This window comes from Actinokineospora auranticolor (assembly GCF_002934265.1).
Classification (GTDB): domain Bacteria; phylum Actinomycetota; class Actinomycetes; order Mycobacteriales; family Pseudonocardiaceae; genus Actinokineospora; species Actinokineospora auranticolor.
On the sequence record NZ_PTIX01000001.1, the window covers coordinates 197,187 to 211,961 of the forward strand.

Annotated in this window: 14 protein-coding genes and 1 pseudogene; 7 read left to right on the plus strand and 8 right to left on the minus strand. The window is 73.3% G+C overall.

What is annotated here, in order from left to right; all coding sequences use genetic code 11:
• From CLV40_RS00870 to CLV40_RS00890, 5 genes are all read left to right on the plus strand, one after another.
• Positions 1-1,005, plus strand: coding sequence for a 1-aminocyclopropane-1-carboxylate deaminase (locus CLV40_RS00870; protein ID WP_104475933.1), 1,005 nt, complete (start codon positions 1-3; stop codon positions 1,003-1,005).
• Between the two features lie 114 nt (positions 1,006-1,119).
• A complete protein-coding gene (locus tag CLV40_RS00875) occupies positions 1,120-2,295 on the plus strand; it encodes a PP2C family protein-serine/threonine phosphatase (RefSeq protein ID WP_104475934.1) in 1,176 nt (391 codons plus the stop codon).
• Positions 2,288-3,877: a sensor histidine kinase gene (locus CLV40_RS00880; protein ID WP_104475936.1), complete on the plus strand. Its 1,590-nt coding sequence runs from the start codon at positions 2,288-2,290 to the stop codon at positions 3,875-3,877. The genes CLV40_RS00875 and CLV40_RS00880 overlap by 8 nt, the downstream gene beginning before the upstream one ends.
• A complete protein-coding gene (locus tag CLV40_RS00885) occupies positions 3,874-4,317 on the plus strand; it encodes a response regulator (protein ID WP_104475938.1) in 444 nt (147 codons plus the stop codon). Before CLV40_RS00880 ends, CLV40_RS00885 begins: the two co-directional genes overlap by 4 nt.
• A 95-nt stretch (positions 4,318-4,412) precedes the next feature.
• Complete coding sequence (locus CLV40_RS00890; RefSeq protein ID WP_104475939.1) at positions 4,413-5,045, plus strand: DUF5753 domain-containing protein; 633 nt, start codon at positions 4,413-4,415, stop codon at positions 5,043-5,045.
• A gap of 5 nt (positions 5,046-5,050) precedes the next feature.
• Here CLV40_RS00890 and CLV40_RS00895 read toward each other — a convergent pair whose 3' ends face one another.
• From CLV40_RS00895 to CLV40_RS00905, 3 genes are all read right to left on the minus strand, one after another.
• Entirely contained in the window at positions 5,051-5,350 is a 300-nt protein-coding gene (locus CLV40_RS00895) for a hypothetical protein (protein WP_104475940.1), read from the minus strand.
• A 95-nt stretch (positions 5,351-5,445) separates the two neighbouring features.
• A complete protein-coding gene (locus CLV40_RS00900) occupies positions 5,446-6,057 on the minus strand; it encodes a hypothetical protein (protein ID WP_146107870.1) in 612 nt (203 codons plus the stop codon).
• 88 nt (positions 6,058-6,145) lie between these two features.
• On the minus strand, positions 6,146-7,618 hold the full coding sequence (locus tag CLV40_RS00905; RefSeq protein WP_104475943.1) for an SDR family NAD(P)-dependent oxidoreductase: 1,473 nt from the start codon (positions 7,616-7,618) through the stop codon (positions 6,146-6,148).
• An 83-nt stretch (positions 7,619-7,701) separates the two neighbouring features.
• On the opposite strand from CLV40_RS00905, the pseudogene CLV40_RS00910 reads away from it, so the two are divergent.
• Positions 7,702-8,483 (plus strand): annotated as a pseudogene (locus tag CLV40_RS00910) (enoyl-CoA hydratase/isomerase family protein).
• 529 nt (positions 8,484-9,012) lie between these two features.
• On the opposite strand, the gene CLV40_RS00915 reads toward CLV40_RS00910, so the two are convergent.
• Positions 9,013-9,435 (minus strand): DUF6319 family protein, encoded by a 423-nt coding sequence (locus tag CLV40_RS00915; RefSeq protein ID WP_104475945.1) that lies wholly within the window; start codon positions 9,433-9,435, stop codon positions 9,013-9,015.
• A gap of 159 nt (positions 9,436-9,594) precedes the next feature.
• On the opposite strand from CLV40_RS00915, the gene CLV40_RS00920 reads away from it, so the two are divergent.
• Complete coding sequence (locus CLV40_RS00920; RefSeq protein WP_104475947.1) at positions 9,595-10,800, plus strand: GAF domain-containing sensor histidine kinase; 1,206 nt, start codon at positions 9,595-9,597, stop codon at positions 10,798-10,800.
• Here CLV40_RS00920 and CLV40_RS00925 read toward each other — a convergent pair whose 3' ends face one another.
• From CLV40_RS00925 to CLV40_RS00940, 4 genes are all read right to left on the minus strand, one after another.
• On the minus strand, positions 10,801-12,024 hold the full coding sequence (locus tag CLV40_RS00925) for an NAD(P)/FAD-dependent oxidoreductase (protein ID WP_181043249.1): 1,224 nt from the start codon (positions 12,022-12,024) through the stop codon (positions 10,801-10,803). It lies immediately after the preceding gene.
• Positions 12,025-12,086: 62 nt separating this feature from the next.
• Positions 12,087-12,905 carry an arylamine N-acetyltransferase family protein gene (locus CLV40_RS00930; RefSeq protein WP_181043250.1) on the minus strand — a complete coding sequence of 273 codons (819 nt, stop codon included), beginning with the start codon at positions 12,903-12,905 and terminating at the stop codon, positions 12,087-12,089.
• A gap of 80 nt (positions 12,906-12,985) precedes the next feature.
• Positions 12,986-14,008, minus strand: coding sequence for a HAMP domain-containing sensor histidine kinase (locus tag CLV40_RS00935; RefSeq protein ID WP_104476718.1), 1,023 nt, complete (start codon positions 14,006-14,008; stop codon positions 12,986-12,988).
• Positions 14,009-14,013: 5 nt separating this feature from the next.
• Positions 14,014-14,700 carry a response regulator transcription factor gene (locus CLV40_RS00940; protein WP_181043251.1) on the minus strand — a complete coding sequence of 229 codons (687 nt, stop codon included), beginning with the start codon at positions 14,698-14,700 and terminating at the stop codon, positions 14,014-14,016.
• Between the last annotated feature and the right edge of the window lie 75 nt (positions 14,701-14,775).

The window sequence follows — 14,775 nt, forward strand, 5'->3', positions numbered from 1 at the left end:
ATGGCCCTTGTCGACCACGCGCGGATACCCCTGACCTTCGGGCCGTCCCCCGTGCACCCGCTCGCGCGGCTGAGCGAGCACCTGGGCGGGGCGGCCGTGTGGGCCAAGCGCGAGGACTGCAACTCCGGGTTGGCCTTCGGCGGCAACAAGGTGCGCAAGCTGGAGTACCTCGCCGCCGAGGCCGTCGCCACCGGCTGCGACACGCTGGTGTCCGTCGGCGGCGTGCAGTCCAACCACACCCGCGCGGTCGCCGCCGTCGCCGCGCGGCTCGGGTTGCGGTGCGTCGTGGTGCGCGAGTCCTGGGTGGACTGGCCGGACTCCGTCTACGACCGGGTCGGCAACCCGCAGCTCACGCGGCTGCTCGGGGCCGAGGCGCGGGACGTGCGCGGGGAGTTCGGGCTGGACGCCAAGGAGAGCTTCCTGCAGGTGCTCACCGAACTCGACCTGCGCGGCGGCAAGCCGTACCCGATCCCCGCGGGCGCCTCGGACCACCCGCTCGGCGGGCTCGGGTTCGCCCGCTGGGCCGAGGAGCTGGTGGCCCAGGAGCGCGAGCTCGGTGTCCGGTTCGACACGATCGTCGCCGCCACCGGGTCCGGCAGCACCCAGGCCGGGATGGTCGCCGGGTTCGCCGCGCTGGGGGAGCGGCGGCGCGTCATCGGCGTCGACATCACCGGCAAGCCCGCCGACAGCCGCGCCGTGGTCGCCCGCGTCGCCCGGCGCACGGCCGCGCTGCTCGGCGTCGAGCGGGCGCTGGACGAGGACGAGATCGTGGTCGACGAGCGCTACCACGCGGGCGCCTACGGCGTCCCCGACGAGGAGACGCTCTCCGCCATCCGGCTCGGCGCGCGGACCGAGGCGATGATCACCGACCCGGTGTACGAGGGCAAGTCGCTGGCCGCCCTGGTCGACCTCGTCTCGACCCGTGAGATCCCGGCCGACGCCACCGTCCTGTACGTCCACCTGGGCGGACAGCCCGCGATCAACGCCTACAGCGCGGTCCTGTGACCAAGGCCCCCGGGCCCGCGAGTTGGTCAAGCCCGCCGACCGCGCCACGGCTACGATCTGGCGACTGAATTCCCGCCGGTGAGCGCGATGGAGCAGGTGTGCATGGATGCTGTCGTGGCATCGCAGGACGTGGTGCGCGTCCTGCTGGTCGAGGACGACGCGGGTGACGCCCTGCTCGTCGAGGAGTTGCTCGCCGAGGTGTCCGCGCCGATCCAGCTGACCAGGGCGCACAGCCTGGGGGAGGCCCAGCCGCTGCTGGCCGGGCAGGACTGCGTGCTGCTCGACCTCGGCCTGCCCGACGCCTCCGGGTTGCAGGCGCTGCGCAGGCTGGAGCAGGCCGCGGGAGACGTGGCCGTGGTGGTGCTCACCGGCCTCGCCGACGAGCAGCAGGGCGTGGCCGCGGTCGCCGCGGGCGCTCAGGACTACCTGGTCAAGGGGCAGGTCGACGGCGACCTGCTGAGCCGGGTCATCCGCTACGCCGTGGAACGCGCGCGCACCGAGGAGATCCAGCGGCAGCTGCACGAGGAGCGGCTGTACGCCAAGGAGAAGGCCCGCCTCGAACGCGGCCTGCTGCCCAAACCGGTGCTCTCGGACCCGCGCCTGGCCCGCGACTTCGCCTACCAGCCCGGCAGGCAGCGGATGCTGCTCGGCGGCGACTTCTACGACCTGGTCGAGGCCGACGACGGCACCGTGCACGCGGTCATCGGCGACGTCTGCGGCCACGGCCCCGACGAGGCCGCGCTCGGCGTCCACCTGCGCGTGGCCTGGCGCGCCATGGTGCTGGCGCAGCGCCCGGTCGAGGAGGTGCTGTTCACCATGCAGCGCATCCTCGCGCACGAACGCCACCTCGACGGCCTGTTCGCCACCGTCTGCATGCTCTCGGTCGCCCCCGACCGCCGCACCGCCCGGCTGCGGCTGGCCGGGCACCCGCCGCCGGTGCTGGTCACCGCCGACCGCGCCGCCGGGCTGCTGTCCGCGCCCGTCGGCGTGCCGCTCGGGGTCACCGGCAAGGCCGACTGGCCCGCCGCCACCGTCGAGCTCGGCGAGTCGTGGTCGGTCCTGCTCTACACCGACGGCCTGATCGAGGGCAGGCTCGACCGCTCCGCCGAGCGGCTGGGCCCGACCCGGCTCGCCGACCTGGTCGGCACCCTCGCCGGGCACCACCCCGACTGGCGCGCCACGGTCCTCGACGACCTGATCCGCGAGGTCGTCGACCTCAACGCGGGCGACCTGACCGACGACGTCGCCGCCATGCTGCTCACCCGCCTACCGGAAGGTCCGAATGCCTGACGAGGTCGCCCCCCGCTGGTCCCGCAGTCGTCGCGGCGCGCGCTGGCCGCTGCGCCGCTGGCTGACGCTGGCCGTCGGGCTCCTCGTCGCGGTGTTCGCGGGCGCGGTGGTGGCGGGCTCGCTGGCCATCGCGGGGCTCTCCGACGCCCGCACGACCATCGTCGACCGGATCGACCCGGCCGTGCAGGAGGCGCTGCGGCTCGACACGGCCCTGGTCGACCAGGAGACCGGGCTGCGCGGGTACGCCCTCACCGCCAACCCCGAGTTCCTGGCGCCGTACACCTCCGGCGTCGACCGGCAGGGCGCGGCGATCGGCCGGTTGCGCCAGATCATCGTGACCCGCACAGACCTGCTGGACCGGATCGCCGCCATCGAGACCGAGGCGCAGCGGTGGCGCGCGGACTACGCCCAGCCGACGATCGCCCGCATCCAGGCCACCGGGGCGCTGGACGCGGCGGGCACCGAGGACGGCAAGCTGCGCTTCGACGCGGTGCGCGAGGCCGTGGCCGGGCTGCAGGCCCAGCTGGACGCGGCGCGGGAGGCCGGGCGGGCCGACCTCGCCTCGTCGGCGAACACCCTGGTGTGGGTGTGCGTGGCCATCGCGGTGGTGCTGCTGCTGGTGTTCGTGCTGGTCACGATCGTGCTGCGGGCCGCGGTCGCGGGCCCGCTGGCAGGCCTGGCCCGCGGCGTGCGGCGGGTCGCCGACGGAGACTTCCAGCACGAGCTGCGGGTGACCGGCCCGCACGAGGTCACCGAGCTGGCGGGCGACGTGGACTCGATGCGCCGCCGGATCCTCGACGAGGTGTCCGTGCAGCGGCAGATCAACGCCGAACTGGACGCGCGCACCGAGGACCTGAAGCGGTCCAACGGCGAGCTGGAGCAGTTCGCCTACGTCGCCTCGCACGACCTGCAGGAGCCGCTGCGCAAGGTCGCCAGCTTCTGCCAGCTGCTGGAGCGCCGCTACAAGGGGCAGCTCGACGAGCGCGCCGACCAGTACATCGGCTTCGCGGTGGACGGCGCGAAGCGGATGCAGGTGCTGATCAACGACCTGCTGGCGTTCAGCCGGGTCGGCAGGCACGCCCGCGACCGGGAGCCGGTGCGCATCGCCGACCTGGTCGCGCAGGCCCGCGCCAACCTCGCCGAGGCGATCACCGACGCGGGCGCGGAGGTCGAGGTGGGAGAGCTGCCGACCGTGCTGGCCGAGGCGCCGCTGCTGACCGCGGTGTTCCAGAACCTGATCGGCAACGCCATCAAGTTCCGCGGCGCCGAACCGCCGCGGGTGCGCGTCGAGTCCGAGCGCGACGGCGACACCTGGCTGTTCACCGTGACCGACAACGGCATCGGCATCGAACCCGAGTTCGCCGAGCGCGTGTTCGTCATCTTCCAGCGGCTGCACGGCAAGGACGCCTACCCCGGCACGGGCATCGGCCTGGCCATGTGCCGCAAGATCATCGATTACCACGGCGGCCGGATCTGGCTGGACCCGGAGCCGGACGCGGCGGGCACCCGGTTCCGGTTCACCCTGCCGGTCATGACCCCGGCTACCCTGGCCGAAACCGAACGCGAGAGAGTCGAGACATGACCGGACCCACCGACATCAAGGTCATCGACGTCCTGCTGGTCGAGGACGACGACGGCGACGTGCTGATGACGCGGGAGGCGTTCGAGCACTACAAGATCCGCAACCAGCTGCACGTGGTGCGCGACGGCGAGCAGGCCGTGCAGTTCCTGCGCCGCGAGGGCCAGTACGCCGACGCCCCCCGCCCCGACCTGATCCTGCTCGACCTCAACCTGCCCCGCTTCGACGGCAGGCAGGTCCTGGCCGAGATCAAGGCCGACGCCGAGCTGCGGCTGATCCCGGTGGTCGTGCTGACCACCTCGGAGGCGGAGGAGGACATCCTGCGCAGCTACGAGCTGCACGCCAACGCGTACGTGACCAAGCCGGTCGACTTCGACCGCTTCATCGAGATCATCCGCAAGATCGACGAGTTCTTCGTGACCGTGGTCAAGCTGCCCCGCTGAGGTTCGCCCGGACCAGGCGTGATCACCTCGGGTGACCGCGGCGTCAGCCGAGCGCGCTATTGCCCCACCCTCCTGCCGGACTACGGTCGACAGCCGTGCTGGAAGAACCCCGCGGAATCACCACGGACCCGCCCGACGACCGCTTCGTCGTGTCGAAGCGGCGCGGGGACGAGTGGTTCCCGGAGTTCCTGGCCCAAGAGCGGGTCGCCACGCGGATCGTCGACGGCTGCCCGCTGGTCCTGCCGAGGCTGTTGCAGACCGCCGACTACGCCCGCGCCGTGCTGACCACCAAGGACGACCTCGACGCCTGCGTGCGGGCCAGGTTGGGGCGCCAGTCGGTGATCACCGGCGCGGACGGGCCGACGCCGTACACCGCGTACCTGTACTGGACGGTGTTCGAGCGCCCCGTCGTGCCCGCCGCCGCGATGGCCGCGCAGGCCAGGCACGTGGTCGCCCTGGCCGCGCGCGACAACATCACCATCCGGGTCCTGACCCGCGACAGCGGCTACACGCCGCTGCTCGACGGCGCGTTCACCTACCTGGAGTTCCGGGCCGCCACCCCGGTGACCCAGTTCGAGCACCTGACCTTCGGACTGGCGTCCTGGCACAGCCGGGTCATCGGGGGGATCCGGGACACCCTGGAGGCGGCCGACCGCGCCGCGCTCGACGCGGCCGCGTCGGCGGACTTCATCACCCTCGTCGCCGAGAAGTGGGACCGCCAGGCCTGAGCGCGTCAGCGGGTCGCGCGCGGCGTGGGGGCGGTGTTGGTGGTGGGGCTGGAGCCGAAGGCGCCACGGGTGCCCAGCCTTCGCGGGCGGTGCCTGCGGTGGGGCTTGTCGTGGTCGTCGGTCGCCGTAGTGGTGGGGACGCGGGGGCGGAGGCTGGCGGCGAAGCAGGCGACCCCCACCCCGCCCAGCAGGGCGGCCATGACCGTCCACAGGGTGGCCGACATGTGGGTGGCCACGGCCGCGCACGCGGCGGCGCCCGCGATGGCGAGGAAGCCCTCCAGGAAGTACTTGCGCACGTTGACCACCGACCTCCCGCTCGTTCTCACCGGTGAGGTACCCGTTCTCGCCGACTTCACGCGCGCCCCGGCCACCCGATCGCGGGATCCACTGTGGAGAGTGGTCACGCTGGCGTGTTGTTGGTCGCGCTGACGCTGATGCTCTGCGACACCCCGTGCACCCCCTTGGGCCACACGGTGTAGGTGTGGGTGGTCTTGCCGGGCGTGGTCTCGCACGGGAACGACAGCTCCAGCTGACCCGAGGCCGGATAGTCGCTGCCGTACGAGCCGTACATCGACGGGCTGTCGACCGAGACCGCCGCCCCCTCGGCACCGGTCACCTTCCACGCGATCACCACCGGCGCGCCGGGCGACGAGAACGGCGCCCCCGGGCTCGCCTGGACCGGGCACGCGGGCTTCTTCACCACGGTGAGGCTCACGACCTTCGCGCCCGTGGACGCGGGCTTGGTCGTGGTCGTAGTGGTGTCCGTGTTGTTCTTGCGCGTCGTAGTAGTGGTCGTCGCCGTGGTGCGGTGCGTGGATTTGTTGCTCGCGTTGGCTTCTGCGGTGTCACCGCCCGCGGACGGTTGCGCGGTAACGGTTTCCGTCACCGTCGACGGCGATTTGGTCGTGTTCGGGTCGCCACTCGCGTCCGCGGTGCGCACCGTCGTGCAGCCGACCGCCCCCACGGCCAGAACCGCGCCCAATAACAGCCCCTTGACCACATTCGCCCGCATTGTCCCCACCCGTCCCCGTTAGCTGTTTCTCTCACGCACAGAGACGCGGGGCCAGGGGGAAGGTTGCTGCTTGTGGTCGTCGCCGAGATCACCAGGCGGCGGGCGCGTAGTCCTTGAGGAAGCAGCCGCGGATGTCCTCACCGGCTTCGCCGCGCACGATCGGGTCGTACACCCGCGCCGCGCCGTCGACCAGGTCCAGCGGGGCGTGGAACCCCTCGTCGGCCAACCGCATCTTCGTCGGGTGTGGACGCTCGTCGGTGATCCAGCCGGTGTCCACGGCGGTCATCAGGATGCCGTCGGCGGAGAGCATCTCCTCAGCGCTGGTGCGGGTCAGCATGTTCAGCGCGGCCTTGGCCATGTTGGTGTGCGGGTGGCCGGGGCCCTTGTAGGCGCGGCCGAACTGGCCCTCCATCGCCGAGACGTTGACCACGTACTTGCGCCGCGCCGCGGCCGCGGCCAGCGCCGGGCGCAGCCTGCTCACCAGGATGAACGGCGCGGTCTGGTTGCAGAGCTGCACCTCCAGCAGCTCCATCGCGTCCACCTCGTGCACGCGCTGCGTCCAGCTGTTCACCGGGTGCAGGTCCGGCACCAGCCCGCCCGCGTCGATCGCCGTGTTGTCCGCGATCCGCGCCGGGCTGGCCGACCCGGCGGTCAGCGCGAGCGCCGTCAGCGGGTGCACGTCGTGCGTGTGCGCCTCCACCGCGCCCACCAGGGCAGCCGGGTGCGCGGCGCTGGCGCGGCCGAGCGTGAGCACCTCCGGCAGCGGCCCGGGCGGCAGCGGCGCCGCCTCGGCGTCGGCCAGCGGCGCGTACGCACCGGGCGACCGCCGCACGGTCTGCGCCGCGTTGTTGATCAGGATGTCCAGCGGCCCCTGCGCGGCCACCGCGTCGGCCAGCTCCACGACCTGCGCCGGGTCGCGCAGGTCGATGCCGACGACCCGCAGCCGGTGCAGCCAGTCGGCGGAGTCGGGCATCGCGGCGAACCGGCGCACGGCGTCGCGCGGGAACCGGGTGGTGATCGTGGTGTGCGCGCCGTCGCGCAGCAGCCGCAGCGCGATGTACATGCCGATCTTGGCCCGACCCCCGGTGAGCAGGGCGCGGCGCCCGGTCAGGTCCGTGCGCGCGTCGCGGCGGGAGCGGTTCAGCTCCGCGCACGGCGGGCAGAGCTGGTGGTAGAAGGCGTCGACGACGTGGTAGCGCTGCTTGCAGGTGTAGCAGGAGCGGGCGCGCAGCAGCGTGCCCGCGCTGGCGCCGGGGGTGGCCGAGACCAGCGGGATGCCCTGGGTCTCGTCGTCGATGCGGTTCGGCGCCCCGGTCGCGGTGGCGGCCGTGACGGCCTCGTCGGCCGCGGTGACCGCCGCCCTCTTCGCCGCCTTGCGCCGCTGCCGCACGGACTTGTAGATGCCCGCTGTGGCCCGGCGCACGGCGACGGCGTCGGGGTGCTCGGTGGGCAGGTCGTTGACCTCGGCCAACACCGCCAGACAGGCACGCATGCGCTCGGGGTCGATCCCGGGCCCGTACTCCTCGTCCTGGTCCGCCGCCGTGTCCTGAACCGCTGTCATGCCGCACTGCCCCCTGGTCGGTGAAACCCCATCACTGTAGATGCCGCCGAGGTGGTACCCATGCCCCGGGACCGACGAGGGGAGTGGCCGTGACCGAGGTGCGGGTGGACCGGGTGGGCGGGGTGGCGGTGCTGACCGTCGACGCGCCGTCGCTGAACCTCTACACCGCCGAGCTGCACGAGGACTTCGCCCGTGCCCTCGACGCCGTCGAGGCGGACCCGCCGCGCGCGGTGCTGGTCCGGGCCGAGGGCAAGGTCGTAAGCGGCGGGGTCGACGTGGCGCTGTTCGCGGCTCGGGGTCGGTCGAGGCGGCGCGGGCGCTGTTCGACACCATGATCGAGCTGCCGAACCGGATCGCGGCGCTGGACTGCCCGACCGTGTTCGCCGCGCACGGCCTGTGCCTGACCTGGGCGTTCGAGGTGGCGCTGGCCTGCGACCTGATCCTGGCCGCCCGGCAGGCCCGGTTCGGGCTGGTGGAGCGCGTCATCGGCCTCACCCCCACGATGGGCGGCACCCAGCGGCTGGCGGCCCGGGCCGGGGTGGGGCGGGCGAAGGAACTGGTGCTGACCGGCGACAAGTACGACGCGGACACCCTGGCGGGGTGGAACGTGGTCAACGAGGTGCTGCCGGAGGACGGGTTCGCCGCGGTGGCGCTGTCGTACGCGACGCTGCTGGCCGAGGGGCCGACGCGGGCGCACGCGGCGACCAAGCGGGTGATCCGGCACTTCGAGGCGGGCGGGGTGGGGGAGGCGAACGCGCGCGTCGCGGGGATCGCGGCTGACCTGTTCGCGACCGAGGACCTGCGGGCCGCGGTGGCCTCGTTCCTGACAGACGGACCGGGCCGGGCCACCTTCACGGGCCGCTGAGCCGGGTTGGCGCGTCCGGCCCCGGAGCCCGGCTGTGGTGCTCGCGGATGCTGAGCCGTTCGGATCGGCGCGAGCTGCGCGGGCCGGGCGGGTTGATCTTGGCATGCCTCCGGCCCCCGAAATCGATTCTACCGGCGGCTACCGACGATTCGGCGCGGAGATGATCAAGGCTGTGGACAACTCGGTTCCGACGGGCGCGGAGAGGGCGCGGGGCGCAGTGGCGCCTCGGAGCGGTGGGGAGTGGGCGGTGCGCGTGGGGCAGGCAGTGCTGCGGGCGCGGTCAGAGAGGGGAAGCGCGGTGGTCGGGCGACATGCGCGGTGAAGGTGGGTCAGGGGCGTTGAGGTGGTGGGCGTGCGGTGAAGGCCGTGTTCGGGGAGACGCGAAGTAGGTGAACGGGGACGGATGCGGCCGGGCGATGCCCTGAACGCCGCGTCGAAGGGCGGGCGCGAGTGGGTGCGGCAGGGGGCCGGACAGCGCGAGGGCCGCCGTCCCCGGGAGTGGGTGCGGCGGCCCCGACGCGGGTGCGGCTCAGCCCTCCTGGAGCTCGGCGAGCGCCGCCTTGACCTTCGACAGCTCGGCCTCGAGCTCCTCCATCCGCGCCCGGTGCTGCTCGCGCGCGGTGTCGAGGACGGTCTCGATGGCCTTCGAGATGTCCTCGTGCAGCTCGGCGGCGGCACGGGACACCGCGGCCGCGGGGACCGTCAGGCCCTGCAGCAGCCGCTTGCCGCCCTGGGTGAGCTCGGCCTGCCACTCGCCCTCGGCGGTGCCGGTGACGGTGAGGGTCAGCTCCACGGTGCGGGTCTTCTTCGCGGTGCTCTGGGTGCGGGGCGCCCTCGGCTTCTTGGCGGGTGGCGCGGCCTGCTCCTCGGCCGCCTCGGGCTGCCCGGCCTCGGGGACCAACGGGGCGGCCGCCGAGGTCTCCGCCTGCTCGTTCTCAGTCTCGGTGGACAAGATCCACTCCCTCTCACGACGCCTGGTGAATCCGCTGAATTAGAACACTCGTTCGCCTGTTCGACGCGGCCGGGGCAGGCATAGTCGATCGTCACCTGATCGGGCGTACCTCCCGTCAGGAGCCGAACCCGCAGGTCAGCGCCGTCTGATACTCGGGGGGTGACCACGGTGGGATGGGATTCGGAGATCCAGCGGCTCGCGGCGGTGCGCGCGCTGCGGCTGCTCGACACACCGCGCGAGGAGCGCTTCGACCGCATCACCCGGCTGGCGCAGAGACTGCTCGGCGTGCCCATCGCGCTGGTGAGCCTGGTCGACGTGGACCGGCAGTGGTTCAAGTCCTGCGTGGGCCTCGAGGGGGAGAGCACCCCGCGCGACGTCTCCTTCTGCACGCACGCCGTCGCTGCGGGCACCCTGCTGGAGGTGTTCGACGCCACCGAGGACCCCCGGTTCGCCGACAACCCGCACGTGCTGGGCGACCCGTACATCCGCTTCTACGCGGGCCAGCCCATCGCCGCCCCCTCCGGCCACCTGGTCGGCACGCTGTGCGTGGTCGACCGGGTGCCGCGCAAGCTCACCCCCGCCGCCCGCCAGGACCTGCGCGACCTGGCCGCCTGGGTGGAGCTGGAGTGCACGGTCGTGCAGGCCCAGCAGTGGGAGACGACCCGCAGGGACTTCGTGTCCATGGTCAGCCACGAGCTGCGCACCCCGCTGACCTCGGTGAGCAGCTCGCTGGAGATGATCCTCTCCGGCGACTTCGGCGAACTCGACCCCGACATGCGACCCCTGGTCCAGATCGCGGCCCGCAACGCCGAGCGCCTGGTCCGGCTGTCCACCGACGTGCTCGACCTGCAGCAGATGCGCCGCGGCCAGCTGCGGCTGCGCCTCGACGACATCGCGGTCATGGACGTCATCGAGTCCACGGTCGCCGCCGTCGCGCACGCCTCGCTGGAGGCCCGGGTGCGGATCGAGGTGGTGTGCGCGGACCAGGCGTACCTGCGCGGCGACGCCGACCGGCTGGTCCAGGTGCTGACGAACCTGCTGGCCAACGCGGTGCGGGTGTCGGCGGCCGGGTCGCGCGTCGAGGTGAGCTGCGAGCTGGTGGGGCAGTGGGCCACGATCGCCGTGCGCGACTCGGGGCCGGGCGTGCCGCCGGAGCGGCTGGAGGCGATCTTCGAGCCGTTCGTGCAGTTCGACATGCCGGTGCAGCGCACGGCGGGCAGCGCGGGCCTCGGCCTGGCGATCACCCGCGGCATCGTCGAGGCGCACGGCGGCCGGATCACCGCGTTCCCCGCGGTCGGTGGCGGCAGCGTGTTCGAGGTGATGCTGCCCGCGAACGGCCCGTCCGACGACAAGCCCTGGTGGTAGCTACTCGGTGTCCCTGAGCACCGCCCGCGCGGCCCGCCTGCCGGACACCAGCGCGCCCTGGATGGACGGGGTGTCGCGGTGGTCGCCGCACACGTAGATGCCGTCGCCCAGGGCCACCGGCTTGCGCAGCGACCCGTTGGCGACCGGGAGGGCGTGCGGGACGCGGTAGGTGCGCACGTGCCGCCACGCGCTCGTGTCCTGGTGGTACAGCTTCGCCAGGTGCGCCCGGACGGCCTCCTCGCCCGGGTCGTCCGGGCCGATCGAGGTGGACGAGACCAGCACGCCCCGGGGCGCGTACTCCGGGGCGGCGTTGGTGAGCACGACGGAGTTGGCCACGGGCCCGCGCCGCTCCGCGTCCACCACCAGCGCGCCGTCGGCGACCGGCGGGAAGTCGGCCAGGTGGTAGTGCGTGACGCAGCCGCGCGTCGGCGTGTTCGGCACCCGGTCGCCGAGCAGCGACGCCGCCACGTGCCCGCCGACGGCGACGACCACCGACCGGGCGGTGACGGTGCCGAAGTCGCCGGTGACGCGTCCGGGGGCGACCTCCCGGATCGGGTAGCTGTACTGCACCGAGTCCGCGGGCATGCCCGCCGCGAGCTGGTCGGGGATGGCCCGCATGCCACCCGCGGGCACGCCGATCTCGCCGCGCGCGAGGCTGCGCACCACGAACTCGGCGAACCGGCTCGGCACGGTCAGGTCGGGGTCGAGGAAGACACCGGAGAGCAGCGGCCGCACGAACCGCTCCAGCACCGGCCCGGTGATGCCGTAGTTGGCCAGGCGGACGCGGAACGGGCGGTCGTCGCGGCCGCGCAGCGTGCGGGCGGAGGCAGCGGCCAGGGCGGCGGCGTACGCGCCGAGCATGGCCTTGCGCGGCAGCGAGCCGATCGGCGCCCTGAGCGTCTCCCGGAACCGGGCGGGCAGCCTGCGCGGGTCGGCGACGATGTGCAGGCCGTCGCGGTCGCTGACCAGCACCGCGGGCAGGAACGGCCGCAGGCGCAGCGCGTCGATGTCCAGCAACTCCCGGGCGGCCGGGTAGGCGGCGTTGAAGACCTGGAAGCCGCGGTCGAGCAGCAGCCCGTCCACCCGGTCGGTGCGGACCCGCCCGCCCGGGGCCTCGTCCGCCTCGACCACGACCACCTCGCGGCCCGCGTCGAGCAACGTCCGCGCCGCGGCCAGCCCCGCCAGCCCTGCCCCCACCACGACGGTGTCGGTTTCGATCGCCACGGGCGCAACCGTAGTTGAGCGGTGTGGTCCGGGTGGCCGTCGACAGGCCACCCGTCCGGGGCTCACGGCAGCGCGGCGACGATCTTCGCGGTGTCCTCGGCGGAGAGCCGCAGCCCGAAGCGCTCGCGCAGCAGGGCGGGGACCTCGGCGTCGGTGACCTCCGAGCGCTCCTCGGCGCCGTCGGGGCGCACGAGGGTCAGGACCCGGTCGTTGAGGTTGAGCCGCCAGTCGTCGGTGATCCGCCCGAGGTAGACGCGGCCGACGAACGGCGAGCGCGGGTGCGTGGAGATGAAGTGGTTGGCGACCACGACGTCCACCTGGTGGTGGGGCTCGTCGGTGAACCGGTAGAGCGGGAACCAGTGGTCGACGCGGTGGCGGGCGAGCAGCCACCGGCCCGGCGCGGGTTCGCGGGTGACCCGGTAGCGGGTGCCGCTCTGCACGACCTCGGCGCCGTCGACGAGCGGGACCGGCTCGGTCGGGCCGTCGTTGCCGAAGCCGACGTCGGTCAGGTAGGTCCCGCCGTCGAGGTGGACGAGCAGGGTCATGTGGGTGCGCGGCCGGGGCCGGGGCGCGTCGAGGTCGGTGCGGGCGATCAGGCGGGTCACGGTGAACCCGAGCCGCTCCACGGCGGCGCCGTAGAGGAGGTTCTGCTCGTAGCAGTAGCCGCCGCGCCCGCCCCGGACGAGCTTGGCCTGGATCGCGTCGAGGTCGACGTCGACACCGCGGCCGAGCACGACGTCCAGGTTCTCGAACGGGAGGCTGAGCGCGTGCGCGCGGTTGACCCGCGTCAGCGTCGCAGGCGACACGGGGAGGTCCCCGGTCACCCCGATGCGCTCGAGGTACGCGTCGAGATCGAGCCGGTCACTCTGCCATTCGTCCACGTGCGTCCCCCAACCCAGTGACAACCCATACCTAAAGTAGTGATCCTGGGCCGTGGTGCCACCAATGGGCGACGCAGATCTCAGGTGGGCAGCGTGATCCGGATGCGGCAGCCGCGGGACGAGTCCACCACCGCGATGGTGCCGCCGTGCAGGTCCACCACCCAGCGGGCGATGGACAGGCCCAACCCCGTGCCGCCGCCCCGGGCGCGCTCGCCCCGGGTGAAGCGCTGGAAGACCAGGTCGCGCTCGGCCACCGCGATGCCCGGGCCGTCGTCGCGGACCTCCAGCAGCACCCCGGCCTGCGAGCGGGCGGCGACCAACCGGACCTCGCCGTCCGGCGGGCCGTGCCGCACGGCGTTGTCGACCAGGTTGACCAGCACCTGGTGCAGCCGCTCCCGGTCGGCCACGACCAGCTCGGCGTTGTCCGCGACCCGGGTGCTGAACCGCGCCGAGCGGCCCGCCGCGACCGCGTTGACCTTCGCCTCGGCCACCACCTCGGTGAACAGCTGCCCGACCGCGACCGGCTCCTGGTCGAGCTGGTGGGCGCCCGCGTCGATGCGCGAGAGGTCCAGCAGTTCGGTCACCAGCCTGCCCAGCCGCTCGGTCTGCGCCAGCGCGGTGCGCATGGTCGCCGGGTCGGCCTCGCTGATGCCGTCGACCACGTTCTCCAGCACCGCCTGCAGCGCCGCGATCGGGGTGCGCAGCTCGTGCGAGACGTTGGCGATCAGCTCCCGGCGGTGCCGGTCGGCGGCGTCGAGGTCGGCGCTCATCTGGTTGAACGCCCGGCCCAGCTCGCCCACCTCGTCTCGGGCGGTCACCCGGACCCGGCGCGAGTAGTCGCCGCGGGCCATCGCGCGGGCCGCCGCGGTCATCTCGCGCAGCGGCCGGGTCATGCCGTGCGCCAGGATCTGCGAGACGACCAGCGCGCCGACGATGGCGGTGATCGAGGTGTTCGTCGGGATCCAGCCGATCATCAGCCAGAAGTAGGACAGCCCGGCGCTGCCGGAGAACACCAGCAGGATGCCCAGCTTCAGCTTGATCGAGCGGACCGGGTCGAGGGGGCGCGGCAGCCAGTCGGCCAGGGTGCTCAGCCGCGCCCGCAACCCGCTCACTCCGGCACCTCCAGCGCGTAGCCGACACCGTGCACGGTGCGGATCAGGTCGGCGCCCAGCTTGCGCCGCAGCGCCTTGACGTGGCTGTCGACGGTACGGGTGCCCGCCGCCTCGCCCCAGCCCCAGATCTCGGCCAGCAGCCGCTCGCGGGGCTGCACCGCGCGCGGCCGGGCCGCCAGGTACGCCAGCAGGTCGAACTCGATCGGGGTCAGGTGCGCGGGCGTGCCGCCCCGGCGGACCCGGCGCTGCACCGCGTCCACCTCCAGGTCGCCGACCACCAGCGGCGCCCCGGCCGGGTCGGCGTGCGCGGCCCGGTCCACCCGGCGCATCAACGCGTGCACCCGCGCCACCAGCTCGCGCGGGGAGAACGGCTTGGTCATGTAGTCGTCGGCGCCGACGCCCAGGCCGACCAGCAGGTCGGTCTCGTCGTCACGCGCGGTGAGCATGAGCACCGGCACCGGGCGCTGCGCCTGCACCCGGCGGCACACCTCCAGGCCGTCGAAGCCGGGCAGCATCACGTCGAGGACCACCAGGTCGGGCCGGTGCTCGGCGGCCGCGGCCACCCCCGACGGGCCGTCGTGGGCCAGGTCGACCTCGAACCCCTCCGCGCGCAACCGCGCGGCCACCGACTCGGCGATGGTCTGCTCGTCCTCGACCACCAGCACCCGACGCTTGTTCCCCATGGGTGGTGACTGTAAGCAATCGGTGTGCGTTTCGGTGGTGTCCGGTGTGAACGTTGTGTGGAGGTGCACAGCTCA

Excerpts from the sequence above, each read along its gene's own strand:
- CLV40_RS00940 (WP_181043251.1), bottom strand. The coding sequence starts at position 14,700 with ATGGGGAACAAGCGTCGGGTGCTGGTGGTCGAGGACGAGCAGACCATC.
- CLV40_RS00905 (WP_104475943.1), bottom strand. The coding sequence starts at position 7,618 with ATGACAGCGGTTCAGGACACGGCGGCGGACCAGGACGAGGAGTACGGG.
- CLV40_RS00880 (WP_104475936.1), top strand. The coding sequence starts at position 2,288 with ATGCCTGACGAGGTCGCCCCCCGCTGGTCCCGCAGTCGTCGCGGCGCG.
- CLV40_RS00900 (WP_146107870.1), bottom strand. The coding sequence starts at position 6,057 with ATGCGGGCGAATGTGGTCAAGGGGCTGTTATTGGGCGCGGTTCTGGCC.
- CLV40_RS00885 (WP_104475938.1), top strand. The coding sequence starts at position 3,874 with ATGACCGGACCCACCGACATCAAGGTCATCGACGTCCTGCTGGTCGAG.
- CLV40_RS00870 (WP_104475933.1), top strand. The coding sequence starts at position 1 with ATGGCCCTTGTCGACCACGCGCGGATACCCCTGACCTTCGGGCCGTCC.